The following is a 24,843-nucleotide window of genomic DNA, read 5'->3' as shown; positions in this document are numbered from 1 at the left end:
GGTCTTTGCGAACAATGCAATCTTATCGATGCCTCCGCCGGGGTCCACATTGTCGCCAACGCACCGGCGCCCACACACTGGCAATTGGCTGGTTGCATCAAGGAGAAGAGACATGAATGCGTTGAAGCACGTAACGTTCGCGGCAGGCATGGCGCTGGCGCCGATCGATGCCGGCGGGGCGGAACCCTCCGGCTGGCAGGCACTTGCGGACGAACGCACGGTCATCCGGATCGCCGACGCCATCGACCGCGCCGTCGACGCGCAGGACTGGAAACTGGCGCGCAGCTATTTCGCGGATCGGGTTACCGCCGATTTCAGCAGCCTGTCCGGGCAGCCGGCGGCCAACATCGCCTCCGACGACCTGATCGGCGCCTGGGCCGGCAACCTCAAGGGCAGCAAGACAAGCCTGCATCTGCGCACAAATCATCAGGTCGTTCTCGAGGCGAAAACGGCGACGGTCCGTTCGAACGGCTATGCCTGGAACCGGATGGAGGGCAATGGCGACCCGCTTTGGGAAGTCTGGGGCACCTATGAGCATCACCTGACGCGCTCCACCGCCGGCTGGAAGGTCGACGGCTTCGCGTTCCACATGACGCATGAGCGCGGCAACGTTTGGGTCAAGGCAACGCCGGGCAATGACACGGCGGGCCAGTGACACCGCGGCATTCACCAGCAAGCATTGGAAGACGATCATGACCATGACCTATTACACGCTCGGCAACAGCGGCCTCAGGGTCAGCCGGCTCGCTCTGGGCACGATGACTTTCGGCAAGGAATGGGGGTGGGGAGCCGACAGGAACACAGCCCGGGCGATGTTCGACGCCTATGTCGAGGCGGGCGGCAATTTCTTCGACACGGCGGACCTCTACACCGGCGGCACGGCCGAAGCCTGGCTTGGGGAATTCATCGCCGAGCGGGGCTTGCGTGACACCGCGGTGATCGCCAGCAAGTTCACCATGAATATGCAGCCGGGCAATCCGAATGCCGGCGGCAACGGCCGCAAGAACATCATGCGGGCGGTCGATGCCTCGCTGAAGCGGCTGGGCACCGACTATATCGATCTCTATCTCATGCATGTGTGGGACAGGCTGACGCCGGCCGAAGAGGTCATGCGTACGCTGGATGACCTGGTGCGGATGGGCAAGGTGCGCCATGTCGGCCTGTCCGATGTGCCGGCCTGGTATGCGGGGCGCGCGCAGGCGATCGCCGAACTGCGCGGGTATGAGCCGGTTTCGGCCCTGCAACTCGAATACTCCCTGGCCGAACGCGCGATCGAGAACGAGTTCGTGCCTTTCGGCACGCGCCATGGCGCCGGCATCATGGTCTGGAGCCCGCTGGCCAGCGGGCTGCTCAGCGGCAAGTATCGGCCGGCCCAGGCCGGAAATGTGGGCCGGCTCGACGGGTTCCGCAATTCGACGCATCCGGGCTTCCAGAAATTCACGGAGCGCAACTGGGCCATCGTGACCGAACTCGAGAAGGTTGCATCCGGGCTCGGCCGCAGCATGCCACAGGTCGCGCTCAACTGGGTGGCGACGCAGCCGGGGATCGCAACAGTCATCCTCGGTGCGACCACGCTGGCCCAGATACAGGACAATCTTGGCGCGCTGGACTTCGAGATTCCGGCAGCGCTTCGCGACCGGCTGGATTCGGTCAGCAGAACGCCGGCGCCGTTCCCCTATTCCTATTTCGGGCCGCAGATACAGGCGCGCGTCACAGGCGGCGCTGCGACCGGCGACAAGCCCTCCGGCTACGCATTGCCGGTGCTTGTCGAGGGCGAGCCAGCCAGCGTGTCCGCCGGCTGATCGATCCGGCAGGCTGCCACCAATTTTGCCGGTCGGGCGCCGCGTGACATCGCGGCGCCCTTCGTGTATCGGAACTCGGCATCGTGCCAATGTTCGGGGCGCGACGCCTGCGCGAGGGCGGCCAGCCCAGGCGTGACCACATACAAAAATGACGAGGACCAGATGACGGTGAAGCCCCTCTACCGACGTGTCTTGCTGAAAGCGTCGGGCGAAGCGTTGATGGGCGAACAGCATTTCGGCATCGATGTCTCGGTCGTGGATCGCATCGCCGCCGACATCGCCGAGGCCCGTGCTCTGGGCATCGAGGTCGGCGTCGTCATCGGCGGCGGCAATATCTTTCGCGGCGTGGCCGTCGCCTCCAAGGGCGGGGACAGGGTCACCGGCGACCACATGGGCATGCTTGCCACGGTCATCAATTCGCTGGCGTTGCGCACCTCGCTGAACAAGATCGGCGTCGACGCCGTGGTGCTGTCCGCGATCGCCATGCCGGAGTTGTGCGAAAGCTTTTCACAGCGCCAGGCCACCGCCTACATGAACCAGGGCAAGGTGGTGATCTTTGCCGGCGGCACCGGCAATCCGTTCTTCACCACTGATTCGGCGGCGGCACTGCGCGCGGCCGAAATCGGCGCCGATGCGCTGTTCAAGGGCACGCAGGTCGATGGCGTCTATTCGGCCGACCCGAAAAAGGATCCGAAAGCGACGCGTTTCGAGCGCATCAGCCATGCCGAAGTCATAAATCGAGGCCTTTCCATCATGGATACGGCTGCGATTGCACTTGCGCGCGAAAACAACATTCCGATAATCGTCTATTCGATCCACGAAAAAGGTGGTTTCGGCGATATTCTGAGGGGCGGCGGCCGCTGCACGGTCGTCGCGGACGATTGATCCCGGGCCTGATCCCGACAAAGGGGAAACCGGCTTTTCGAAAATCAGGCTCGAACGGGGCCTTGCCCCGAAGCAGTGAACCCGCAGCAGACGGGTCGAGGAGACTAGGATGAGTGGTGAGTACGACGATCTCAAGCGGCGCATGGATGGGGCAATCGCCGCGTTCAAGCATGACCTGGCTTCGCTGCGGACCGGCCGCGCCTCTAGCAATCTGCTCGATGCCATCCAGGTGCAAGCCTACGGCACCACCATGCCGATCAACCAGGTCGCCAACGTCACGGTGCCGGAGCCGCGCATGATCTCGGTGTCGATCTGGGACAAGTCGATGGTCGGCGCCGTCGATCGCGCCATCCGCGAATCCAACCTGGGTTTCAACCCCATCGTCGACGGCACCAATCTGAGGATTCCGCTGCCCGAGCTCAACGAGCAGCGCCGCAAGGAACTGGTCAAGATCTCGCACGGCTATGCCGAGAATGCCCGTGTCGCCGCGCGCCATGTGCGCCGCGACGGCATGGACTTCCTGAAGAAGGCCGAGAAGGACGGCGTTATCAGCGAGGATGATCAGCGCAAACGTTCGGATCAGGTCCAGAAGCTTACAGACGAAACGATCAGCACCATCGATCATCTGCTTTCCGACAAGGAAGCTGAAATCATGCAGGTTTAGGGTTGGCGGCCGGCTGACCCGAAAGCGAGATCATGACAACGCCCGCGCACGTCGCGATCATCATGGATGGAAATGGACGCTGGGCCAAGGCGCGCGGCATGCCTCGGCTCGCCGGTCATCGCGCAGGCGTCGAGGCATTGCGCAAGACGGTGCGCGCGGCGCCCGATCTCGGCATCTCGTTCCTGACCGTCTATGCGTTCTCGTCGGAGAACTGGTCGCGGCCGAAGGCCGAGGTCAGCGACCTGATGGGGCTATTGAAGCTGTTCATCCGCCGTGATCTCGCCGAACTGCACCAGAGCGGCGTACGGGTCAGGATCATCGGAGACAGGGCAGGGCTGCAGGCCGACATCCGAGGGTTGCTCGAAGAGGCCGAATCGCTCACCGCCCGTAACGAGTCCCTGACGCTGGTGATCGCCTTCAACTATGGCGGGCGCGACGAGATCGTTCGCACGGCGCGCAAGCTTGCCTCGGCCGCGGCGCGCGGCGAAATCGACGCCGAATCGATCACCGCAGAGAGCTTTGCCGGCTGTCTCGACACCCAAGGCATTCCCGATCCGGAACTGGTCATACGCACCAGCGGCGAGCTTCGCCTGTCCAACTTCCTCTTGTGGCAGGCCGCCTACAGCGAACTCGTCTTCCTGCCTTGCTATTGGCCTGACTTCAGCCGCGAACACCTTGCCGAGGCGTTGCGCGAATTTGCCGGCCGCGAGCGCCGTTTCGGCGGATTGGGCCCGCAAGACGTCGCTTCGCGACCGGCCGCGGGATGAGCAACCTTCAGCTCCGCGTCATTTCAGCGGTCGTGCTTGCCGTCATCGCCCTTGGCCTGACCTGGCTTGGCGGCCTGCCATTCCGACTGCTGTGCGCGGCCATGTCGGCGATGATCTTCTACGAGTGGACACGCATGTCGCGGCCCGCCGCGGCCAATGGGCTAGGCTTCCTGCCCGAGGCGCTGGTCGTCGTTTTCATCGGCGCCTTGATTGTCGGGCTTGCCGCACCGTGGCTGCTGCTGCTTGTCGTGATTCTGATCGCCGTTACGGCGATTGCCGCCCTGGTTCGCAAGGCCGGGCAGTGGGAGGCAAGCGGTCTTGCCTATGCCAGCGTGTCCGGCCTGTCGCTTGCGTTGTTGCGCGATGGCGACCATCCGGGCCTCGTCGCCATCCTGTTCCTGTTCGCAGTGGTCTGGGCGACCGACATTTTTGCCTATTTCGTCGGGCGAGCCGTCGGTGGTCCCAAACTGGCGCCGTCGATTTCGCCCGGCAAGACGCGCAGCGGCGCGGTCGGCGGCGCTGTCGGTGGCGTTGTCGCCGGGGTCATGCTGGCAGCAGTCGCCGGTGCCGGCAATCTGGCGCTCCTTGGCTTCGTGGCGCTTGTGCTTTCGATTATCGCCCAGGCTGGAGACCTGTTCGAATCCTGGGTCAAACGGCGGCATGGCCGCAAGGATTCGGGCGTGCTCATTCCAGGCCATGGCGGCGTCATGGACCGTGTCGACGGGCTTGTCGCGGCGGCTCTTGCTCTATACGTCATTGGCTGGATTTCGGCGGGCGCCGATCATCCGGCGCAGGGGCTGTTTCCGATTTGAACGGTGTCGTTTCACGATCTGGTGCGGGCGTGCCTTGGATTCGCCTGGATTGATGTCACAGTCACCGCGACAGCGGAAGAATTTGAGGGCATGAGTTGAACGGGATTCTTCACGCGATTTTCAGCACCGAAGGCTTTTTTCTCGGCACGCTCGTGCCGTTTCTCTTCGTGCTGACCGTGGTGGTGTTCGTCCACGAGATGGGCCACTACCTCGTCGGCCGCTGGTGCGGCATCGGGGTCAAGGCCTTCTCGATCGGCTTCGGTCCCGAACTCATCGGCTTCAACGACCGGCATGGCACGCGCTGGAAGCTTTGCGCCATTCCACTTGGCGGCTATGTCAAATTTGTCGGCGACATGAACGCCACCTCCAGCCAGCCCACCCCGGAAGATCTTGAAACGCTGACCGACGAGGAGCGCAAGGTTGCCTTCCACACACAGGCCATCTGGAAGCGAGCGGCGACCGTGGTGGCCGGGCCCCTGTTCAATTTCCTGCTGGCGATCGTCGTCTTTTCCGTGCTGTTTGCCTCCTATGGGCGTTATGTCGCAGAGCCCATGGTGGCGGAAGTCACGGCGGACAGTCCGGCGGCAAAGGCCGGCATCCAGCCTGGCGATCGATTCGTCAGTGTTGACGGCAGCAAGGTCGAAACCTTTGGCGATGTGCAGCGGCTGGTCTCGGGCCGCGCCGGCGATACCATCACCTTTGTCATGCTGCGCGACGGCAAGGAAGTCACGGTGACCGCGACGCCGCAGTTGATGGAGCAGCAAGACGCGCTCGGCAACAAGGTCAAGGTCGCGGTGATCGGCGTCGTCAACAACAAGGAGCTCGGTCAGCCGCGTCTCATCACCTACACACCGGTCGGGGCGGTTGCGGCGGCAGTTGAGGAAACAGGCCACGTCATCGAGCGCACCGGCCAGTTCTTGCAGCGTTTCGCCGTCGGGCGCGAGGACAAGTGCCAGTTGGGCGGTCCCGTCAAGATCGCGGACATGGCCGGCAAGGCGGCGAAACTCGGTTTCGAATGGCTCGTGCAGCTCGTCGCACTGCTCTCTATTGGCATAGGTTTTCTAAACCTTTTGCCGATTCCCCCCCTCGACGGCGGCCATCTGTTGTTCTACGGGGTGGAGGCCGTCATTCGCCGGCCGGTGTCGGAACGGATGATGGAAATGGCCTATCGGGCCGGTCTGCTCCTGGTCTTGTGCTTCATGGGTTTCGTGTTCTGGAACGATCTGTTTGGATGCTGAAATCATGAAGAAATTTGGCTTTGGCATGGTCGATGTTGAGACGCCGTTTACCATGCACGGGGATATGAGTGACGCGAAAGCCACGCACCAGGGTTAAGTAAATACAAATTAACCAGAAGCCTTGCGTGTAGGGAAAATCCGGTTAATACGGTAGGGGAAATTACCGCACGTCCGGTTTTCTCGCCGTGGGGACTACGAGAAAAGGTTATTAAGCCCGATGAAGGCAGCATCCAAGTTTCTGAGCGCCGCGTCAGCGGCGGCACTGTCCGCCGCTCTGGTCGTGCCAGGTGCGCTCGCAGTACAATTCGTTGCCACATCGGCGGCTGAAGCCGCTGTCGTCAGCAGGGTGGAGGTGAGCGGCAACCAGCGTGTCGACGCCGATACCATCCGCAATTACATCACCATCAAGCCGGGCAAGGCCTTCTCCAGTTCCGATGTGGATGCGGCCGTCAAGGCGCTGTTCGGCACTGGCCTGTTCTCGGACGTCCAGATCAATCAGGTCGGCTCGACGCTGGTGGTCAAGGTTGCCGAGTACAAGGTCGTCAACCAGGTGCTGTTCCAGGGCAACAAGAAGCTCAAGGACAATGCGCTTGAGGCGGCGGTTCAGCTGAAGCCGCGCGGCACATTCTCGCAAGCGACGCTCGATTCCGACGTCGAGGCCGTGAAGGCCGCCTACAGGCGCATCGGCCGCGATGATGCCGGCGTGACCACGCAGATCATGGAACTCGGCGACAACCGCGTGAACGTGGTGTTCCACATCACCGAAGGCGACCGCACGCAGATCGCGGCGATCAATTTCGTCGGCAACAGTGCCTATTCGAGCCGTCGTTTGTCGGACGTGATCAACACCAAACGCTCATCCTGGGTGTCGTTCATCCTGCGCGACGACGTCTATGACGAGGACAAGCTGCGCGCCGACCAGGAGCTGCTGCGCCGCTTCTACTACAATCACGGCTACGCCGATTTCCAGGTCGTGTCGGCCGTCGGCGAACTCGACAATGCGACGAACAAATACACGGTCACCATCACCGTCCAGGAAGGCGAGCGCTATAATTTCGGCGATATCAGCGTCGAAAGCACGATCCCGGAAGTCGACTCCAAGTCGCTGGAATCGGTGGTCGAGACCCACAAGGGCGATGTCTACAATGCCAAGGATGTCGAGGACTCCATCATCGCTCTTACCGAGAAGGTGGCCGGTTCAGGCTATGCCTTCGCGCAGGTGACGCCGCGCGGCGACCGCAATTTCGAGAACCATACGATTTCGGTGGTCTATACGGTCGACCAGGGCACCAAGGCCTATATCGAGCGCATCGAGATCCGCGGCAACGACCGTACGCGTGACTATGTCATCCGCCGCGAATTCGATGTCAGCGAAGGCGATGCGTTCAACCAGGTGCTCATCCAACGCGCGAAGAAGCGCCTGGAAGACCTGAATTATTTTGACAAAGTCGAAATCTCGAGTGTGCCCGGCTCGCAGCCCGATCAGGTGGTGCTGGTTGTCGACGTGGTCGAGAAATCGACGGGTGAATTCTCCGTTGGTGCCGGCTATTCGACCGGCGGTGACACGGCAGGCCCGTCCGTCGAAGGCTCGATCACCGAGCGTAACTTCCTCGGCCGAGGCCAGTTCATCAAGCTGTCGGCGGGCGGCGGCAAAAATTCACGCGACTACGCCGTATCGTTCACCGAGCCGTATTTCCTCGGTCGACGCATCGCCGCCGGTTTCGACATCTACAAGTCGACGAGGCAATACAACAACAACTACGACAGCGACACCACCGGTGCGACGGTGCGCTTCGGGTTGCCGATCACCAATAGCATCACGACACAACTGGCGTATAATATCTCTCAGGAGAAGTATAAGGTCGACGACAGTTGCGGCCCTACCGACCTTCCGAATCCTCCCGGCGGCACCTGCAACATTTCTCAGGCCATCTTGGATGGCATCGCAGAAAGCCCCTGGATCAAGTCGTCGGTCAGCCTGGGTTTGGTCTATAACACCATCGACGACATGAAGAACCCGCATGAAGGCATCTATGCCAACACGACCGTCGAGGTCGCGGGTCTTGGCGGCGATGCCAAGTTCGTGAAGATTACCGGGCGCGGCAGCATCTACCAGACGCTGTCCGAACAGCTTGACCTTGTCGGGCTCATTTCGGGTGGCGCGGGGCATGTCGAGGGATACGGCAACGACGGCGATCTGCGCATCTTCGATCACTTCCAGAGCACGGATCGCATGATCCGCGGTTTTGCTTACGGTGGTATCGGTCCGGTGGCTGAGGGCACCAGTGGCGACCATCTGGGTGGCACGACGTATTTCAACGCTTCGGCCGAAGCCCAGTTCCCGCTGCCAGTCGTTCCCGAAAGCTTCGGCCTGCGCGGCGCGGTGTTCGCCGACGCGGCGACGCTCTATGGCAACAAGATCGCCAATCAGTCACTGGTCAATCAGGACTCGACCGGCATGAAATTGCGCGCTTCGGTCGGTATCGGCCTGATGTGGGCCTCGCCGTTCGGTCCGATCCGTATCGACTATGCGATCCCGGTCAGGAAGGAAGCGAGCGACGACGTGCAGGAATTCAACTTCGGCATATCGACCCGCTTCTGATCGGCGGCTAACGATGCTCCCGGGTTTTTTGGATCCGGGAGAAATGTTCCGACCTAGCTGGATATAGCTTCTGGAATGACCGATCCGGTGTTCTTCGCGCCATCACGCCGGTATACGGCGGCCGAAGTCGCGAATCTGACCGGCTCGGTGCTTGTCGATTCCGGCCAATCCGACGTTTCGATCGAGGCGCTGGCGCCGGCCCACGAAGGCGGTGCCAATGCGCTCGTCTTCGTCGATGGCAGGCGCAATTCCGCGCTGATGCCGTCATTGCGGGCGGCCGCGGTGCTGTGTCCGGCGGAATTCGCCAACAAGGCGCCGTCCAGCGTCGCCGTTTTGGTCCATCCGCGTCCGCAACAGGCATTCGCGCTGGTCGGCCGACTGCTGTTTCCGACAGCTGCCACGCCGGGTCCAATGACCAGTGAGACCGGTGTTTCACCGCATGCCCATATCGATCCGACCGCGCATATCGAAGGCGGCGCCATTATCGAGGCAGGTGTGGTCATCGGGCCAGGCGTCTCGATCGGCAAGGGCACCGTCATCGCGCCAAACGCGGTTATTGGACAATCCTGCCAGATCGGCCGTGACGGCTATGTCGGCCCGGGCGCCAGCATCCAGTACGCGCTGATCGGCAATCGGGTCATCATCCATGGCGGCGCCAGGATCGGCCAGGACGGCTTCGGCTTTGTCGGCGGTGCCAAGGGTCCAGAACGCGTTCCCCAGATCGGACGGGTCGTCATCCAGGACGATGTCGAGATCGGTTCCAATTCCACCGTCGATCGCGGCGCCATGTCCGATACGATCATCGGTCAGGGCACCAAGATCGACAATCTCGTGCAGATCGCCCATAACGTCCGCATCGGCCGCAATTGCATAGTGGCCGGGCTTTCAGGTATTTCCGGTTCCGTGGTCGTGGGTGACAACGTTACGATGGGCGGCGGCGTCGGGCTCGCGGATCACTTGACCATCGGCTCAGGAGCCAAGCTTGCCGCCAGAAGTGGATTTATGAGCAATGTTCCCGCCGGCGAGATCTGGGGCGGTTATCCGGCACAGCCGATGGCGGAAGCCATGCGGGAGATAGCCATGTTGCGCACGATGGCCAGGGCACGCAAGCAGGGCAAGGACAATGGCTGATATGGTGGCGGCGACGACGCTGGAAGCGGTCGACATACTGGGGCTGATGAAGCTCCTGCCGCACCGCTATCCCTTCCTGATGATCGACCGCATCGTCGACATCGATGGCGACGATTCCGCCGTAGGCATCAAGAACGTCACCATCAACGAGCCGCATTTTCAGGGGCATTTCCCGGAGCAGCCGGTGATGCCGGGCGTGCTGATCGTCGAGGCCATGGCGCAGACGGCAGGCGCCATCTGCATCCGCAGCCTTGGGGCGTCGAAGCCGTCGCTGGTCTATTTCCTGACCATCGACAATGCCAAATTCCGCAAACCGGTCGTTCCCGGCGACCAGTTGAAGATTCACGTCAAGAAAATCAAGAAGCGCGGCAACCTGCTCAAATTCGCCTGCGAAGCCCTGGTCGATGGCACCAAGGCGGCCGAGGCCGAGATTTCAGCCATGATGGTCACCGGCGACTGACGATCGAGTGCTTATGAAAATCAAGACTTCAATCCATCCTTCCTCCGTCATGGAAGAGGGCGCTCAAATCGGTCAGGGTGTGCGCATAGGGCCGTTCTGCCATATCAGCGCCGATGCCGTGATCGGCGATGGTGTCGAACTGGTCAGCCATGTCTCCGTCATGGGCGCGACCACCATCGGCGCCTCGACCAAGGTCTATCCGATGGCGACATTGGGCGCACCGCCGCAGAACACCAAACACCAGGGCGGCCGCACGACGCTGGTCATCGGCGCCAACTGCACCATCCGGGAAGGCGTCACGATGCATGTCGGGACCGACACCAGCCGCGGCGAAACGACAGTGGGCGACAATGGCAATTTCCTTGCCTACGCCCACATCGCCCATGATTGCGTTGTCGGCAAGAACGCCACCTTCGCCAATGGCGCGACGCTGGGCGGCCACTGCGAGATTGGCGACAACGTCTATATAGGCGGCCTCAGTGCCGTTCATCAATTCGTGCGTGTCGGCGACAATGCCTTTCTTGGCGGGTGCTCGGCCTTCGTTGGTGACGTCATTCCCTATGCCATTGCCGTCGGCAACCGCGCCAGCTTGCGCGGTTTGAACATCATCGGCCTCAAGCGCGCCGGTCTGCCGCGTTCCGAAATCTATCTGTTGCGCAAAGCCTACAGGACGATTTTCGACCGCTCTCGCACCGTTGGCGAGAACATCGAATTCGCCAAGGCCGAGTTCGCCTCTTCGCCGACCGCCATGAAGATCGTCGACTTCATCAGCAGTCGCGGCAAGCGGCACTATGCAGTGCCATCGCTAAAAGGCAGCGATGGCGACGATACCGACGATGAAGACTGAGGCCGCTTCCGCCGGTCTTGATCTCCCGCCAGATGCCAGGGTCGGCATCATCGCAGGCGGCGGCAGTCTTCCGGTCGAAGTCGCGGCGGGCTCGGCCGGGCAAGGTTATCCGCCCTTCATCGTCCTCATGGAGGGCGAAGCCGACCGTCTGCCGGAATTGTGCCGGTACGAGCATGAGACCCTTGCGCTGGAGGCGATCGGCTCGCTTATTCCATTGCTCAAACGCCACCGGATTACCCATCTGGTCCTTGCCGGCGAGATCAAGCGCCGGCCAAGGCTGACGCATCTGCGCCCAAGCCTTAGCCTGCTGGGGGTGATACCAATTGTCGTCATGGCGCTGGCGCGTGGCGACGATGGCCTGTTGAAGGTGGTGGCGCGCGGTCTCGAGGCCCGAGGGATAAAGGTCATGGGCGCCCACGAAATCGTGCCGAGCCTGGTCGCCGCCGAAGGGGTCTTGACCAAAGCGGTGCCGCAGAAATCGGATTGGCGCGACATCGAGGCAGGCTTTGCCGCGGCGAAGGCCATTGGGGCGCTGGATATCGGCCAGGCGGCGATCGCGGTCGGCGGCCGGGCCATTGCGCTCGAGGGCATCGAGGGTACGGCCGGATTGCTCGACCGCGCCAAACTGCTGCGTGGCCACGGCCGCATCGCCGGCAAGACCCGCGGTGTCCTGGTCAAATGTGCCAAGCCTGGCCAGGAACTGCGCGCGGACCTTCCATCCATCGGGCCGCAGACGGTCGAAGCGGCACATGCGGCCGGGCTTGCCGGCATTGCCGTCGAAGCGGGGCGCTCACTGATCCTCGAAGGCCCCGCAACCCTGTCGCGCGCCAATGAACTTGGTCTGTTCATCGTCGGCCTGGCCGCAGCGGAGCCTGCACATGGCTGACAGGGCGTTGAAGATCGCGATCGTCGCCGGCGAGGAATCGGGTGACCTGCTCGGCGCCGACATCGTGCGTTCGCTCCGTCAGATAACAGGTCGCGAGGTGCGGCTCGTCGGCCTCGGCGGCCGGCATCTCGGCGAATTGGGCCTGGTGTCGCCCTTCGATGCCGGTGAGATCGCGCTGATGGGTTTCAGCGCCGTCCTGCGCGACCTGCCGCGCCTCATCAGGCGGATCGGCCAACTGGCCAAAACCATCGCCGAAGAAAAGCCGGACTGTCTGGTCACCATCGACAGTCCGGACTTTTCCTTGCGCGTCGCCAGGAAGGTGCGGGCAGCCAATCCGTCGATACCGATCATCCATTATGTCTGCCCGAGCGTCTGGGCCTGGCGGCCGGGCAGGGCGGTGGCGATGAAGCCCTATGTCGACCATATCCTCTGCATCCTGCCGTTCGAGGTGAAGGAACTCGACCGGCTGGGCGGCCCGCCGGGCACCTATGTCGGGCATCGCCTGACGCATGATGCGGGCGTGCTTGCCGCCCAGAAGGCGCAGGCCTTGCCGCGCGATCTTGCCCAGGACCGGATCAAGACATTGCTCGTCCTGCCGGGCTCGCGGCGCGGCGAGGTACGGCGACTGATCGAACCATTCGGCGAGACCGTGTCGATGCTGCGCGCGCGCGGGCATCGGCTGCGACTGCTGCTGCCGACGGTTCCGCATGTCGCCGATCTCGTCAAATCCTCGGTCAATCGTTGGGACGAAAAACCCGAAATCATCGTTGATCCGCAACGCAAATGGCAGGCTTTCGGCAAGGCCGATGCCGCGCTGATCGCATCGGGGACCGTGTCGCTGGAACTGGCTTTGGCTGGTGTGCCGATGGTGTCGTCCTACAGGCTCGATCCGGTCGCCCGTGCCGTTGCGCCGTATCTTGTTTCGGTCTGGTCGGCGCTGCTGCCCAATCTCATCTCGGATCGCGCGCTCATCCCGGAGTTCTACAACGAGTACGTCAAGCCGAACAATCTGGCTCGCCAACTGGAAGCGTTGTTTGCCGACAGCGGCATGCGCGCCTGGCAGAAGGACGGCTTTGCGGAGATTGCGCTGCGCATGGCGACGGACAAGCCGTCGGGCGAGATCGCGGCGGGCGTTGTGCTGCGCCATATAAAAAAGGCGCCCTGAGAGGCGCCTTTTTTTAATCGGCAGCTTCGGTCAGCGCTTGGCGATCGGCACGTAGTCGCGCTCCGGCGCACCGGTGTAGAGCTGGCGCGGGCGGCCGATCTTCTGGCGCGGATCCTCGATCATCTCCTTCCACTGCGCGATCCAGCCGACGGTGCGTGCGACCGCAAACAGCACGGTGAACATGGTGGTGGGGAAGCCCAGCGCCTTCAGCGTGATGCCGGAATAGAAATCGACATTCGGGTAGAGCTTCTTCTCGATGAAATAGGGGTCGGTCAGCGCGATCTTTTCCAGTTCCATCGCGATGTCGAGCAGCGGATCGTCCTTGATGCCGAGTTCGCCCAGCACCTCGTGCGCCGTTTTCTGCATGATTTTCGCGCGAGGATCGTAGTTCTTGTAAACGCGGTGACCAAAGCCCATCAGCCGGAACGGGTCGTTTTTGTCCTTGGCGCGGGCGATGAATTCCGGGATGTGATCGACATGGCCGATCTCGCCCAGCATGTTGAGCGCCGCTTCATTGGCGCCGCCATGGGCCGGGCCCCACAGGCAAGCGATGCCGGCGGCGATGCAGGCGAACGGGTTGGCGCCCGACGAGCCGGCGAGGCGAACCGTCGAGGTGGAGGCATTCTGCTCGTGATCGGCGTGCAGGATGAAGATGCGCTCCATGGCGCGCGCCAGCACCGGGTTGATCTTGTACTCCTCGCATGGCACCGCAAAGCACATATGCAGGAAGTTTGCCGCGAAACCGAGATCGTTCTTCGGGTAAATGAAGGGCTGGCCGATGTGGTACTTGTAGGCCATGGCCGCGATCGTCGGCATCTTGGCGATCAGGCGCATCGACGCCACCATGCGCTGGTAGGGGTCGGAGATGTCGGTGGAGTCGTGATAGAAGGCCGACAGCGCGCCCACCACGCCGCACATCACCGCCATCGGGTGCGCGTCGCGGCGGAAGCCGGTGAAGAAGCGCGACATTTGCTCGTGCACCATGGTGTGGCGCGTCACGCGGTAGTCGAAATCGTCCTTCTGCGCCTTGGTCGGCAGTTCGCCGTAGAGCAGGAGATAGCAGACTTCGAGGAAGTCGCCGTGTTCGGCCAGCTGGTCGATCGGATAGCCGCGGTGGAGGAGAATACCGGCATCGCCGTCGATGAAGGTGATCTCGGACTCACAGCTTGCCGTCGAAGTGAAGCCGGGGTCGTAGGTGAAGGCGCCGGTCGTGCTGTAGAGCGAGGCGATGTCGATGACGTCGGGTCCGACGGAGCCGCTTCGCACCTTGAATTCATGGGTCTTGCCGGCGAATTGAAGCGTTGCGGTAGCCTCTTGGTTCGCGCCGCCCACATCCAGTTTTTTCGCAGCTTCGGTCATTGCAAACTCCTTGTTGTTTCCTCATGCCGGCAAAGGCAAATTCTGCAGAGCGACACGTCGAAATCACCGCAATGCGCGTATTCGCCACCGCATTTTAGGAGGTGCGTGCCAGATTGGGCCAAGGCCTAATGTTGCACTGCGAAACGCGCCTTTCAATGCCAATCTTCTTGGGCCAGTTTGCTCCTAATCGATTTGATCCGCTATGCGCGCCAGGCTTTCCTCGCGCCCAAGCACGGCAAGCACGTCGAACACGCCAGGCGAGGTGCTTTTGCCGGTCAGCGCGGCCCGCAACGGTTGGGCCACGGCGCCAAGCTTGTGGCCACCGGCCAGCGCATAGTCGCGGATCACGGCTTCCGCCGCGGCTGCAGTCCAGTCGCCGGAAAACGCATTCAAAGCTTCGTGAGCGCCGCGCAGGATCTTGCGGGCGTCGTCGTTGAGCAGGAGGGCCGCCTTCTCGTCGACCGGCAGCGGTCGCGTGGCGAACAGATAGGCCGCGCCATCGACGAGCTCGACCAGCGTCTTGGCGCGCTCCTTCAGGCCCGGAAGGGCCGCCAGCAACTGCGCCTTGTTGTGTTCGTTGAGGCGCGCGGCCATCGCCGGGCCACCCTCGAGATAGGGCAGAGTGGCGATGAAGATGTCCAACAGCTTCGCGTCGGCCATGCGCCGCATATGCGCGCCGTTGATCGCTTCCAGCTTGGCGAAATCGAAGCGGGCAGCGCCCTTGTTGACGTCGCCGATATCGAACCAGGAGATCATGTCCTTGATCGACATGATCTCGTCATCGCCATGACTCCAGCCCAGGCGCGCCAGGTAGTTGAGCAGTGCCTCCGGCAGGTAGCCCATGGCCCGATAGGCTTCGACGCCGAGCGCGCCATGGCGCTTCGACAGCTTGGCGCCGTCGGCGCCATGGATCAGCGGGATGTGCGACATAGACGGCACGTCCCAGCCCATGGCGTTGTAGATCACGGTCTGGCGGGCCGCATTGGTCAGGTGGTCGTCGCCGCGGATGATGTGGGTGACACCCATGTCGTGGTCGTCGACGACGACGGCATGCATGTAGGTTGGGTTGCCGTCCGAACGCAGGATGATGAAGTCGTCGAGATCCTTGTTGGGGAAGCGCACCTCGCCCTGGACGCGGTCATGGACGATCGTCTCGCCTTCGGTCGGCGCCTTGATGCGGATGGCGCCCTTGACGCCCGCAGGCGCCTCAGAGGGGGCGCGGTCGCGCCACTGGCCGTTGTAGCGCGGCGGCAGGCCCTTGGCCCGTGCTGCCTCGCGCATCGCCTCCAACTCGGCCGGCGTCTCGTAGCTGTAATAGGCCTTGCCCAGACGCACGAGTTCCTCCGCGACCTCGCGGTGGCGTGGCGCGCGCTCGAACTGCGAGACCGCGTCGCCGTCCCAGGTCAAGCCGAGCCAGGAGAGGCCGTCGAGGATGGCAGCCGTCGCGGCGGCGGTCGAACGCTCGCGATCGGTGTCCTCGATGCGCAGCAGCATCGTGCCGCCGGTGTGTTTGGCATAGAGCCAGTTGAACAGAGCCGTGCGCGCGCCGCCGATGTGCAGATAGCCGGTGGGCGAGGGGGCAAAACGGGTGACGACCTTGTCGGACATGAAACTCTCGGAAACCATCTGAAGCGGGGTGCGGCCGCGCGGACTTTCGCGCGTCGCGCGTTCATGTAGCATAGGGCGTCAGGGGTGCAAGGGGCAGGACCCGATGGCTGGACGAGGCTGGGGCTCGGATCAGGGCGAGGACGCTGGTGTTGGCGTCAGCGAACGGTCGTTGTTTGCATCTCCCCTTGCGAACCCACTGCCATCGCCCCTTATGCCTGCACCCGGCAGCCAGCCGCCGCAGGCGGATATGCCGGCGACACTTCCGCCGCCTGCTTCAGGCCGGATTGTGCGTGTCCGGCGGCGACTCGCCCGGGTTTCCTGGCCTCGCCTACGCCATAGTGCGGCGACGGCAGCGGAGCTCGAGCTTGACCGGGGCATCGCCTTCCTGCTGGTGCCGGTTTGTCTGGCCGCTGGAGCGATCGGCTATTATTCGCTCGCGACGGAGCCTGATTTTGCAAAGCCTGTCGCGGTCGTCGTGCTGATGGCGGTCTGTGCATTTGTTTCGCGCTCCTGGCCCAAAACCCATCTGGGCTTCACGGCGGCATTGTTGTGCGCGCTTGGCCTGCTTGTCGCCAAGGTCGAGACATGGCGGGCGGGCACCCAGATGCTGGGTTCGGAAATCTCGGCGCAAGTCACCGGCCGTGTCGTTTCGCTCGACCGGATGGAGACCGGCCGCATCCGGCTGACCATCGACGTGACGTCGACCGCCCGGCCGAAACTGCGCTATGCGCCGGAAAGGGTCAGGCTTTCGGCGCGAGATATCCCGGCGGAAATGACTGCCGGCTCCCTGGTCACCGGCTATGCTAAACTGTTGCCGCCGACCGGTCCGGTGCGGCCGGACAGTTACGATTTCTCCTTCGACAGCTATTTTGCCGGCATTGGCGGCAGCGGATTCTTTCTCGGCAACCCAAAGCTTGTCTCAGCCACGGACGACGAGGTGCCGCTCACGGCCCGCCTTTTCTCGGGGATAGAAAATGCCCGTGAAGCCATTGCCGACCACATCAGGGCCACGGTTGGCGGTGCCGAGGGTGAGATCGCGGCGGCGCTGATCGTCGGCGTGCGGGCCGGCATTCCCGATGAAATCAACGAGGCGATGCGACGCACCGGCATCTATCACATCATCTCCATTTCCGGACTGCATATGGCGCTCGTCGCCGGTACCATCATGGGGCTGCTGCGCGGCGCCTTCGCGCTGTTTCCGGACTTTTCCGCGCGTCGGCCGGTGAAGAAATATGCGGCCGCCGCGGCCCTTTTCTCGATCGCCGCCTATCTCGTCATTTCCGGCGTCGTCGTCGCGGCCGAACGCAGCTTCATCATGCTGGCGGTGATGCTGATTGCCGTGCTGTTCGATCGCGCGGCGCTGACCATGCGCAATCTTGCGATCTCGGCGATCGCCGTCATTGTGGTGTCGCCGCATGAGGTAGTCGGCCCAAGCTTCCAGATGTCGTTCGCCGCGACCGCGGCGCTGGTCGGGGCTTATGCCGGCTGGGCGGATCACCATGCGGGAAAGGCAAGACCGCCACCGCCAAAGCGATCCCTGCCGGGTTTTCTCACGCGAAAATTCCTGCTGGCGACGGGTGGGTTGGCGATGACATCCATCATCGCCGGCTGCGCCACGGCGCTGTTTGCCATCTGGCATTTCCAGCGTGTGTCGCCGCTCAGCCTGTTCGCCAATCTGGCCGTCATGCCGATCGTGTCACTGATTGTCATGCCTTTCGCTGTTCTCAGTTCGCTTGCGATGCCCTTTGGTGCCGACGGTCCCTTCCTTTACGTGATGGGCAAGGGCCTGACCGCAATGATCGCCATATCGGCGTGGATATCGGAGCGCTCCCCGGTCGATGCGGTCGGGCTGATTTCGCAGCAATCCGTGCTGCTGGTGACCATCGCCCTGATCATCGCGACGATGGCGACGACCTGGCTGCGGCTCGCGGCAGTGCCATTCGCGCTTGCCGGCCTGCTGACAGTATCGGATACGCGCGCCCCGGATGTGCTGATTTCCGAAGATGCGCGTTTGGTGGCGCTGCCGATCGGCGGTGGAGAACTCGCGGTCAGCCGGGCTCGCCCGAACGAGTTCACCGTCGACAATTGGAAACGCGCGCTGGTGTCCGAAACCATCGTCGTGCCGGAGATGTTCGACAAGGCGGACTGGCAATTCGACATTGCCGATGCCGCCAATCTGCCGCCGGGAGCGCCGTTTTATTGCACGGATGGCGTCTGTCTTGCCCGGCACCCGTCAGGGGCGATCATCGCGCATGTCGAAGACCGCAAGGACACCTGGAAGGCTTGCGGCTTCGCCGATTTGATCGTCGTCAATGACGCAACCGGCTATGATTCCTGCCACAATCCGCTGGTTGTTGTCGTCACCAAACGGCAACTTGCCCGCAAGGGCAGTGCCGCCGTCTTCTTCGACCGCCAATCGGCGACAGGTCCGCCAATCATCAGCTTCGCGGTGGACGGGCCATATCGGCCCTGGCACGAGCAGCGAAAATTTTCGCGCGAGGCGAGGGGGCTGCCGCCCTATCAAAAACCCGAAAAGCCTGCCGTTCCTGCTCAGTAGCGCCGGATCAACCCGACAAGCTTGCCTTGCACCTTGACCCTGTCTGGCCCGAAAATGCGCGTCTCGTAGGCCGGGTTGGCGGCTTCAAGGGCGATCGAGGCGCCCTTGCGGCGGAACCGTTTCAGGGTTGCTTCCTCCTCGTCGACCAACGCCACGACGATCTCGCCCGGGCTCGCCGTGTCGGCGTTGCGGATGATGACCGTGTCGCCGTCGAAGATGCCGGCGTCGATCATCGAGTCGCCCTTGACCTCAAGTGCATAATGCTCGCCACCCATGATCATGTCCGGCGGTACCGAGATCGAATGTGTCTGATGCTGGATGGCATCGATCGGCACACCAGCGGCGATGCGACCCATCACCGGGATCGACACGGCGGAAACCGCATCGTCATTATTGCCGGCCGCGGGCAAGCGCGATGCCGCCGGCTTGATCTGGCGGCCAAGACCACCCTGGCCGAGGCTGCCCTGGATGACGCTTGGCGAGAATTTCTTTGCCGCGTTGAGGCCGGGTGCGATCGAATCCGGCAGCCGCAGCACTTCCAGCGCCCGCGCCCGGTTGGGCAGCCGGCGAATGAAGCCGCGTTCCTCCAGTGCCGTGATCAGGCGATGAATGCCTGACTTGGAGGCAAGATCGAGCGCTTCCTTCATTTCGTCGAAGGAAGGCGGAATGCCGCTTTCCTTGAGCCGTTCATGAATGAACATCAGCAGTTCATGTTGCTTGCGTGTCAGCATGGCGGCCCCCAAGGCATTGAACGACGGGTGTGAATCAGAATCGAAAAACAAACCCAGAACAAACACTATCTGTTCCAGTTGTGTTCCGCAACTGTTTAAAGTTTAATGAATTTGTTAACGCGTCCGAAATTATTTGGCCCCGGCAGCGGGCCGCGCTAGACCGCTTCCGCTCCCCGCAGGTTCATTGAAATCATTTTGGTTAATGGCCTGTGGCCTACCCCTGGATGCGGTTTGGCATCAGGCATTTGAGAGGCGTCCACAGAGCGGATTTGTACGGTGTATCGATCCATTTCCGGCGGAACGAAACGAAATCAAAATGCCAACGGTCGCGGGTTCAGGCCGGCCATGGCCGCGTGGATATGGACGCCGCGGCAACGTCATCCGGAAACCGCTTTCAGGCTGCCGGCGCGCGCGGTGTAGGTGTTGGCGCCGTTGTCTTCGCTGTGGACATAGACATGCAGCGTGTAGCCGATATGCGCGGTCATCAGCGCCTTTGCCCGCTCGACATTGCGATCGAGCGCCGCTTCCATGATTGCGGTGTGATGCTCGATGGCGATCGCCTCGCGCAGGGCGTCCATAGCCTCGCCATAGCCGTCCTTGAGGCCGGCCGCCGCCCGCAATGTCGGCGCCAGGCCGAGAAACCGATGATGCCGACGCAGTTGATCGGCGATCGTCGAGCGGAAGCGCAATAGCCAGTTCGACGTCGCCGCGCTCAGCAGAGCCGCATGGAAGGCCTCGTGGCTCTCGTCCCATTTGTCGACGGCCGCATCGGAAGGGTCTTCGACCGCGGTCTTGCACCGGGAGAGCCGGTAATGAGCGGTGACGACCGCGTCCTCCCATTCCCTGCCGCCGTTCGCGATCGATTCCAGGAACAGCGGCATTTCGACAACCATCCTTGCGCGCGCCAAGTCCTCGAGCTCGGCGCGCGACACGGGAGCGACGGCAAAGCCGCGATTGCTGATGGCGGTGACCAGGCGCTCGGCTTCAAGTCGGGACAAGGCTTCACGCAGCGGCGTCCAGCCGACGCCGTATGTGCCGCGCAGCGCGCTCAGCTTGAGCGGCGCGCCCGGCATGAGGCGGGTGGTCAGGATATCGCGCCGCAGCAGCTGATAGGCCGCCTCGGTCTTCGTGGAATTGTTCTGATCCTGCATCGCCATCCGTCCGTCATCGGCTTGCGAAAATTATATATGAAGCGGAGGTATGGCAAGAATTATATATAATGTTTGACACACGGCGGGCGACTGACCATGATCGCCGCAGTTGCCGTCCTGTGGGCGGCGCTGATCAAATCTGGGAGGAAATGATGTTGAAGTCGAAGTCCGCTTGGCTGTCGGGATTGGCCCTGGCAGGCGCATTAATGGTCAGCGCAGGCAGCGCCGCGGCCGATCAGATACGCATCGGCATCGCTAATTTCGGCGAGCATCCGCAGCTCAATGCCGCCATAGCCGGCTTCAAGAAGGCATTGACGGACAACGGTTTTGTCGAGGGCAAGGACGTCGTCTACACCGAAAGCCATACCAACTTCGATGCATCGCTGGTGCCGCAGATGATTGCCAAGCTGCAGGCGGAGCAGCCCAAGCTGATCTACACCATCACCACGCCGGTATCGCAGATCGCCAAGAAGGCGCTCGCCGGTTCCGGCATTCCGATCGTCTTTGCCGCTGTCACCGATCCGGTGGCGGCCAAGCTGGTGCCGTCGTGGGACGCCGGAGACGAAGGCATGACCGGCGCCAGCGATCTGCAGGATGTCGCCGCGGTGATGGCCTTCACCAAGAAGCTGCTGCCGAACGCCAAGCGCTTCGGGGTGCCTTACAATCCAGGCGAGGCCAATGACGTTGCCCTGATAGAAAAGATCAAGGCGGCGGCGCCGGCGGCCGGTTTCGAGGTCGTGGAAGTCGGCATCGACAACGTCAATGACATCCAGCAACGCATCGCTTCGCTCGCCGGCAAGGCTGACGTGATCTACGGTCCGGCCTCGAACCTGATCCAGCCGGCAATCGCCGCTGTCTCCGCGGCCGCACGCCAGGCCGGTATCCCGGTCGTCAACTCTGATGACAGCGCGGTCCGCAACGGCACCGTGCCGGCGAGCTTCGCGGTCAATTACACGCAGGTCGGCATGAACGCCGGCAACATCGCCGCCGAAATCCTCAAGGGCAAGGATCCCAAGACGATCGCGCCGTCGCGCCCGGCCTACAAGGATCACATGGCAACGATTTCCCGCAAGGCGATGGCCGCGTTCGGCATCGAGATACCGGCTTCGATGGCCGATTGCGGCTGCATCGTCGACTGATATCGGGCTGCAAGGGGCGATGGCGTTGGCGCCGTCGCCCTTCCGGCCAGGGAGGAACGATGCTCGATATCCGATCCGCGCGCAAAGTATTCTACAAGGGGCAGGCCGACGAGAAGGTCGCGCTCGACGGCCTCAGCCTGTCATTGGCCACCGGCGAGTTCGGCATCGTCATCGGCTCCAACGGGGCCGGCAAGAGCAGCATGCTCAACGCTATTTCCGGAGCCCTCGTCCTGGATTCCGGCAAGATCCTGATCAACGGCGCCGACGTGACAGCCATGCCGGTGCACAAGCGCGCCACACGATTGGCGCGCGTCTTCCAGGATCCGATGCGAGGCACCGCCGCCAGCATGACCGTGGCGGAGAACATGCTGCTGGCCGATCTGCGCAGCCAAAAACGCACGCTGCGGCAAGGGCTGAACGCCACGCGGCTCGCGTCCTACAAGGAGCGCCTGTCGATATTGGGCCTCGGCCTCGAAAATCGTCTCGACACCCGTGTCGACCTGCTCTCGGGCGGGCAGCGGCAGTCGCTGTCGCTGATCATGGCAGTCGGCGGATCGCCGGACCTGCTGCTGCTCGACGAGCATACCGCGGCACTCGACCCGCGCACGGCCGAGATCGTCATGCAGGCGACGGTGCGTGCCGTCAACGCGCTGAAGCTGACCACGCTGATGGTGACCCACAACATGCAGCACGCCGTCGACTATGGCAGCCGGGTGATCATGCTCGACGCGGGCCGGGTCCTGCTGGAGGTCTCCGGCGAGGAGAAGGCGAGGGTCACGGTTATCGATCTGATCGGCCATTTTTCCATCAAGACCGACCGCATGTTGCTGGCGAGCTGATCACCATGGGCTTTATTCCGGACGTTCTGACGAGCTTTGTCGCGATCATGCCGGTGACCCTGGCGCAGAGCCTGATCCTGGCCTTTGTCGTGCTCGGCATCATGATCCCGTTCCGCATGCTGAACTTTCCCGATCTCACTAGCGAAGGCGCCTTTCCGCTGGGCGGCTGCGTCTGCGGCGTGCTGCTGGCTGCCGGGGTATCGCCGCTGACCTGCATCGTCGTCGCATTTGTGGCGGGCTTCGCGGCGGGTTGCTGCACCGCCTTCATCCATCTGCGCTTCCGCATCCACACGCTGCTGGCGGGCATCCTGATGATGACGATGCTCTACAGCATCAACCTGCGCATCATGGGCAAGTCTAACCTTTCGGTTTTCGGCTCGCCCACCGTGTTCGATTGGGTGCCGTTCGCGCGGCCGGGTTTTCCGGCCAGCAAGATCGTCGTCGCCGGCCTTCTCGCGCTCATCGCCTTTGCGGCGCTCTACATGTTCTTCAGAACCGAGAAGGGGACCGCCGTGCGCGCCGTCGGCGCCAATCCCGACATGGCCGAGGCGCAGGGCATCAATGTCTGGGCGGCGACCATAGGCGGTGTCGGGCTGGCAAGCGCGTTTTCGGCCTCGAGCGGCGCGTTGATGGTGCAGTCGCAGGGATTTGCCGACGTCAATATGGGGCTGGGCATCCTCATCAACGGCCTTGCCGCGCTGATGATCGGCGAGGCGGTCGTTGGCAAGCAGACGGTCTCGCGCCAGCTGCTGGCGCCCTTTGCCGGCGCGATCATCTACTACCAGCTGGTGTCGTTCTGCCTTGCCGCCGGCATGCCGCCTCCCGACCTGAAGCTTGCCACGGGCCTGTTCGTGCTCGCCATGCTTGCTCTGCCGAGCCTCAAGCGCAGCCGGGGACCAGCGCCCGCGCGCGAAGCGATCCGTGAATAACCAGGGAATGTCACACATCATGCGTGCAACGATCGATCTCGCCGCAGTCGAAGCCATGGATGCGGCGGATCCGCTGCGTGCCATGCGCGACCGCTTCATTTTGCCGGAAGGTGTGATCTACCTCGACGGCAACTCGCTGGGTGCCGCGGCGCCCGCCGTCTTCAACGAGCTGCAAAAGGCGGCGACGCAGGAATGGGCGCAGGATCTCATCCGCGCCTGGAACACCGCGGGCTGGTTCGACATGCCGGTCGCGCTCGGCGACCAACTCGGACGTCTGATCGGCGCCGAGGCCGGCCAGACGGTGGTCTGCGACACGACCTCGATCAACATCTACAAGGTGCTGCATGCAGCCCTTGGCATTCGGCCGAACCGCTCGGTCATCGTCGCTGAGGGCGACAGTTTCCCGACCGATCTCTACATGGCCGAAGGCGTGGCCTCGACGCGGCCGGGCACGGTGCTGCGGCTCGAAGGCGTCGACGCGCCCACCATCGAGGAGCTGATCGATGAGCGCGTCGGGGTCATCCTGGTCAACCACGTCAATTACAAAACCGGACAATTGCGCGACATGGCCGCGCTGACGTGCAAGGCCCATCAGGTCGGTGCGCTGATCGTCTGGGATCTCTGCCATACGGCCGGCGCGTTGCCGGTCGAACTCGATGCTGCGAACGCCGATTTCGCCATTGGCTGCACCTACAAATATCTCAATGGCGGTCCGGGTGCGCCGGCGTTCATCTATGCAGCGAAGCGCCACCACGACGACGTCCATCAGCCGCTGAGCGGTTGGTGGGGCCATGCACGGCCCTTCGCTTTTGAACAAAGTTATGCGGCCGGCAGCGGCATCCGCCGGTTCCTGTGCGGCACGCAGCCGGTGCTGTCGATGCGGGCGCTGAAAGGGGCGCTCGATATCTGGGACGATGTCGACATGGCGGCGGTGCGCAAGAAGAGCATCGCGCTCACCGACCTGTTCATCCAGCTCGTCGAAGCCAGATGCGGCGCCTACGGCCTCGAACTCGAAGGTCCGCGCGACGGCAATGCGCGCGGCAGCCAGGTGTCGTTCCTCCACCCGCATGGCTACCAGGTGATGCGGGCCTTGATCGAGCGCGGTGTGATCGGCGATTTCCGCGCGCCGTCGACCATCCGCTTCGGCTTCACGCCGCTCTATGTCGGCTACAAGGACGTCTGGCAGGCGGTCGAGGTGCTCGAGGACATCCTGCGCACCGGCGCCTGGCAGGAAGCGCGTTTCGCGGTCAAGACGGCGGTGACTTGAGACC

At 62.9% G+C, this 24,843-nt stretch carries 22 protein-coding genes; 18 read left to right on the top strand and 4 right to left on the bottom strand.

Annotated features, from left to right (window positions below; translation table 11 throughout):
- The first annotated feature begins 112 nt into the window (after window positions 1–112).
- The 13 genes from ACLGL5_RS24145 to lpxB all read left to right on the top strand — a co-directional run bounded on the left by ACLGL5_RS24145 (window position 113) and on the right by lpxB (window position 13,259).
- Complete coding sequence (locus ACLGL5_RS24145; protein WP_069092191.1) at window positions 113–655, top strand: nuclear transport factor 2 family protein; 543 nt, start codon at window positions 113–115, stop codon at window positions 653–655.
- 37 nt (window positions 656–692) lie between these two features.
- Window positions 693–1,802 carry an aldo/keto reductase gene (locus ACLGL5_RS24140; RefSeq protein ID WP_069093424.1) on the top strand — a complete coding sequence of 370 codons (1,110 nt, stop codon included), beginning with the start codon at window positions 693–695 and terminating at the stop codon, window positions 1,800–1,802.
- A 162-nt stretch (window positions 1,803–1,964) separates the two neighbouring features.
- Window positions 1,965–2,687 carry a UMP kinase gene (gene pyrH, locus ACLGL5_RS24135; RefSeq protein WP_038646872.1) on the top strand — a complete coding sequence of 241 codons (723 nt, stop codon included), beginning with the start codon at window positions 1,965–1,967 and terminating at the stop codon, window positions 2,685–2,687.
- A 109-nt stretch (window positions 2,688–2,796) separates the two neighbouring features.
- Complete coding sequence (gene frr / locus ACLGL5_RS24130; protein WP_010909550.1) at window positions 2,797–3,351, top strand: ribosome recycling factor; 555 nt, start codon at window positions 2,797–2,799, stop codon at window positions 3,349–3,351.
- Window positions 3,352–3,383: 32 nt separating this feature from the next.
- Window positions 3,384–4,118 carry an isoprenyl transferase gene (locus ACLGL5_RS24125; RefSeq protein WP_019858199.1) on the top strand — a complete coding sequence of 245 codons (735 nt, stop codon included), beginning with the start codon at window positions 3,384–3,386 and terminating at the stop codon, window positions 4,116–4,118.
- Complete coding sequence (locus ACLGL5_RS24120; protein ID WP_038646870.1) at window positions 4,115–4,930, top strand: phosphatidate cytidylyltransferase; 816 nt, start codon at window positions 4,115–4,117, stop codon at window positions 4,928–4,930. The genes ACLGL5_RS24125 and ACLGL5_RS24120 overlap by 4 nt, the downstream gene beginning before the upstream one ends.
- A gap of 95 nt (window positions 4,931–5,025) precedes the next feature.
- Window positions 5,026–6,168 carry an RIP metalloprotease RseP gene (gene rseP, locus ACLGL5_RS24115; RefSeq protein WP_064985510.1) on the top strand — a complete coding sequence of 381 codons (1,143 nt, stop codon included), beginning with the start codon at window positions 5,026–5,028 and terminating at the stop codon, window positions 6,166–6,168.
- Window positions 6,169–6,385: 217 nt separating this feature from the next.
- Window positions 6,386–8,770, top strand: coding sequence for an outer membrane protein assembly factor BamA (gene bamA, locus ACLGL5_RS24110; protein WP_064985509.1), 2,385 nt, complete (start codon window positions 6,386–6,388; stop codon window positions 8,768–8,770).
- A gap of 75 nt (window positions 8,771–8,845) precedes the next feature.
- Complete coding sequence (gene lpxD / locus ACLGL5_RS24105; RefSeq protein WP_494372776.1) at window positions 8,846–9,901, top strand: UDP-3-O-(3-hydroxymyristoyl)glucosamine N-acyltransferase; 1,056 nt, start codon at window positions 8,846–8,848, stop codon at window positions 9,899–9,901.
- Complete coding sequence (gene fabZ / locus ACLGL5_RS24100; protein ID WP_020628878.1) at window positions 9,894–10,361, top strand: 3-hydroxyacyl-ACP dehydratase FabZ; 468 nt, start codon at window positions 9,894–9,896, stop codon at window positions 10,359–10,361. The genes lpxD and fabZ overlap by 8 nt, the downstream gene beginning before the upstream one ends.
- 13 nt (window positions 10,362–10,374) lie before the next feature.
- Window positions 10,375–11,208 carry an acyl-ACP--UDP-N-acetylglucosamine O-acyltransferase gene (gene lpxA / locus ACLGL5_RS24095; RefSeq protein ID WP_027046851.1) on the top strand — a complete coding sequence of 278 codons (834 nt, stop codon included), beginning with the start codon at window positions 10,375–10,377 and terminating at the stop codon, window positions 11,206–11,208.
- Entirely contained in the window at window positions 11,180–12,094 is a 915-nt protein-coding gene (locus ACLGL5_RS24090) for an LpxI family protein (protein WP_019858190.1), read from the top strand. The genes lpxA and ACLGL5_RS24090 overlap by 29 nt, the downstream gene beginning before the upstream one ends.
- Window positions 12,087–13,259: a lipid-A-disaccharide synthase gene (gene lpxB, locus ACLGL5_RS24085; RefSeq protein WP_019858189.1), complete on the top strand. Its 1,173-nt coding sequence runs from the start codon at window positions 12,087–12,089 to the stop codon at window positions 13,257–13,259. The genes ACLGL5_RS24090 and lpxB overlap by 8 nt, the downstream gene beginning before the upstream one ends.
- 30 nt (window positions 13,260–13,289) lie before the next feature.
- On the opposite strand, the gene gltA is transcribed toward lpxB, so the two are convergent.
- Both gltA and gltX read right to left on the bottom strand, forming a co-directional pair.
- A complete protein-coding gene (gene gltA / locus ACLGL5_RS24080; RefSeq protein WP_019858188.1) occupies window positions 13,290–14,618 on the bottom strand; it encodes a citrate synthase in 1,329 nt (442 codons plus the stop codon).
- Window positions 14,619–14,801: 183 nt separating this feature from the next.
- Window positions 14,802–16,226, bottom strand: a complete 1,425-nt coding sequence (gltX, locus tag ACLGL5_RS24075) for a glutamate--tRNA ligase (protein ID WP_064985725.1) — start codon at window positions 16,224–16,226, stop codon at window positions 14,802–14,804.
- Between the two features lie 103 nt (window positions 16,227–16,329).
- Here gltX and ACLGL5_RS24070 point away from each other — a divergent pair, with 103 nt between their 5' ends.
- A complete protein-coding gene (locus ACLGL5_RS24070) occupies window positions 16,330–18,783 on the top strand; it encodes a ComEC/Rec2 family competence protein (RefSeq protein WP_069092190.1) in 2,454 nt (817 codons plus the stop codon).
- On the opposite strand, the gene lexA is transcribed toward ACLGL5_RS24070, so the two are convergent.
- Both lexA and ACLGL5_RS24060 read right to left on the bottom strand, forming a co-directional pair.
- Window positions 18,777–19,514: a transcriptional repressor LexA gene (gene lexA, locus ACLGL5_RS24065; RefSeq protein ID WP_020628877.1), complete on the bottom strand. Its 738-nt coding sequence runs from the start codon at window positions 19,512–19,514 to the stop codon at window positions 18,777–18,779. The genes ACLGL5_RS24070 and lexA overlap by 7 nt on opposite strands.
- Window positions 19,515–19,891: 377 nt before the next feature.
- On the bottom strand, window positions 19,892–20,665 hold the full coding sequence (locus tag ACLGL5_RS24060) for a GntR family transcriptional regulator (RefSeq protein ID WP_069093423.1): 774 nt from the start codon (window positions 20,663–20,665) through the stop codon (window positions 19,892–19,894).
- Window positions 20,666–20,817: 152 nt separating this feature from the next.
- On the opposite strand from ACLGL5_RS24060, the gene ACLGL5_RS24055 reads away from it, so the two are divergent.
- Genes ACLGL5_RS24055 through kynU form a run of 4 tightly spaced genes read left to right on the top strand, consistent with a single transcriptional unit; the run spans window position 20,818 to window position 24,839 of the window.
- Window positions 20,818–21,804, top strand: a complete 987-nt coding sequence (locus ACLGL5_RS24055) for an ABC transporter substrate-binding protein (RefSeq protein ID WP_069092189.1) — start codon at window positions 20,818–20,820, stop codon at window positions 21,802–21,804.
- Window positions 21,805–21,863: 59 nt separating this feature from the next.
- On the top strand, window positions 21,864–22,643 hold the full coding sequence (locus ACLGL5_RS24050; RefSeq protein ID WP_038646859.1) for an ABC transporter ATP-binding protein: 780 nt from the start codon (window positions 21,864–21,866) through the stop codon (window positions 22,641–22,643).
- A gap of 5 nt (window positions 22,644–22,648) precedes the next feature.
- Window positions 22,649–23,572 (top strand): ABC transporter permease, encoded by a 924-nt coding sequence (locus ACLGL5_RS24045; RefSeq protein ID WP_019858181.1) that lies wholly within the window; start codon window positions 22,649–22,651, stop codon window positions 23,570–23,572.
- Window positions 23,573–23,591: 19 nt separating this feature from the next.
- Entirely contained in the window at window positions 23,592–24,839 is a 1,248-nt protein-coding gene (kynU, locus tag ACLGL5_RS24040) for a kynureninase (RefSeq protein WP_069093422.1), read from the top strand.
- Window positions 24,840–24,843: the final 4 nt, after the last annotated feature.

This window comes from Mesorhizobium sp. U510 (genome assembly GCF_059180695.1).
This window is presented reverse-complemented; position numbering and strand designations above follow the sequence as displayed.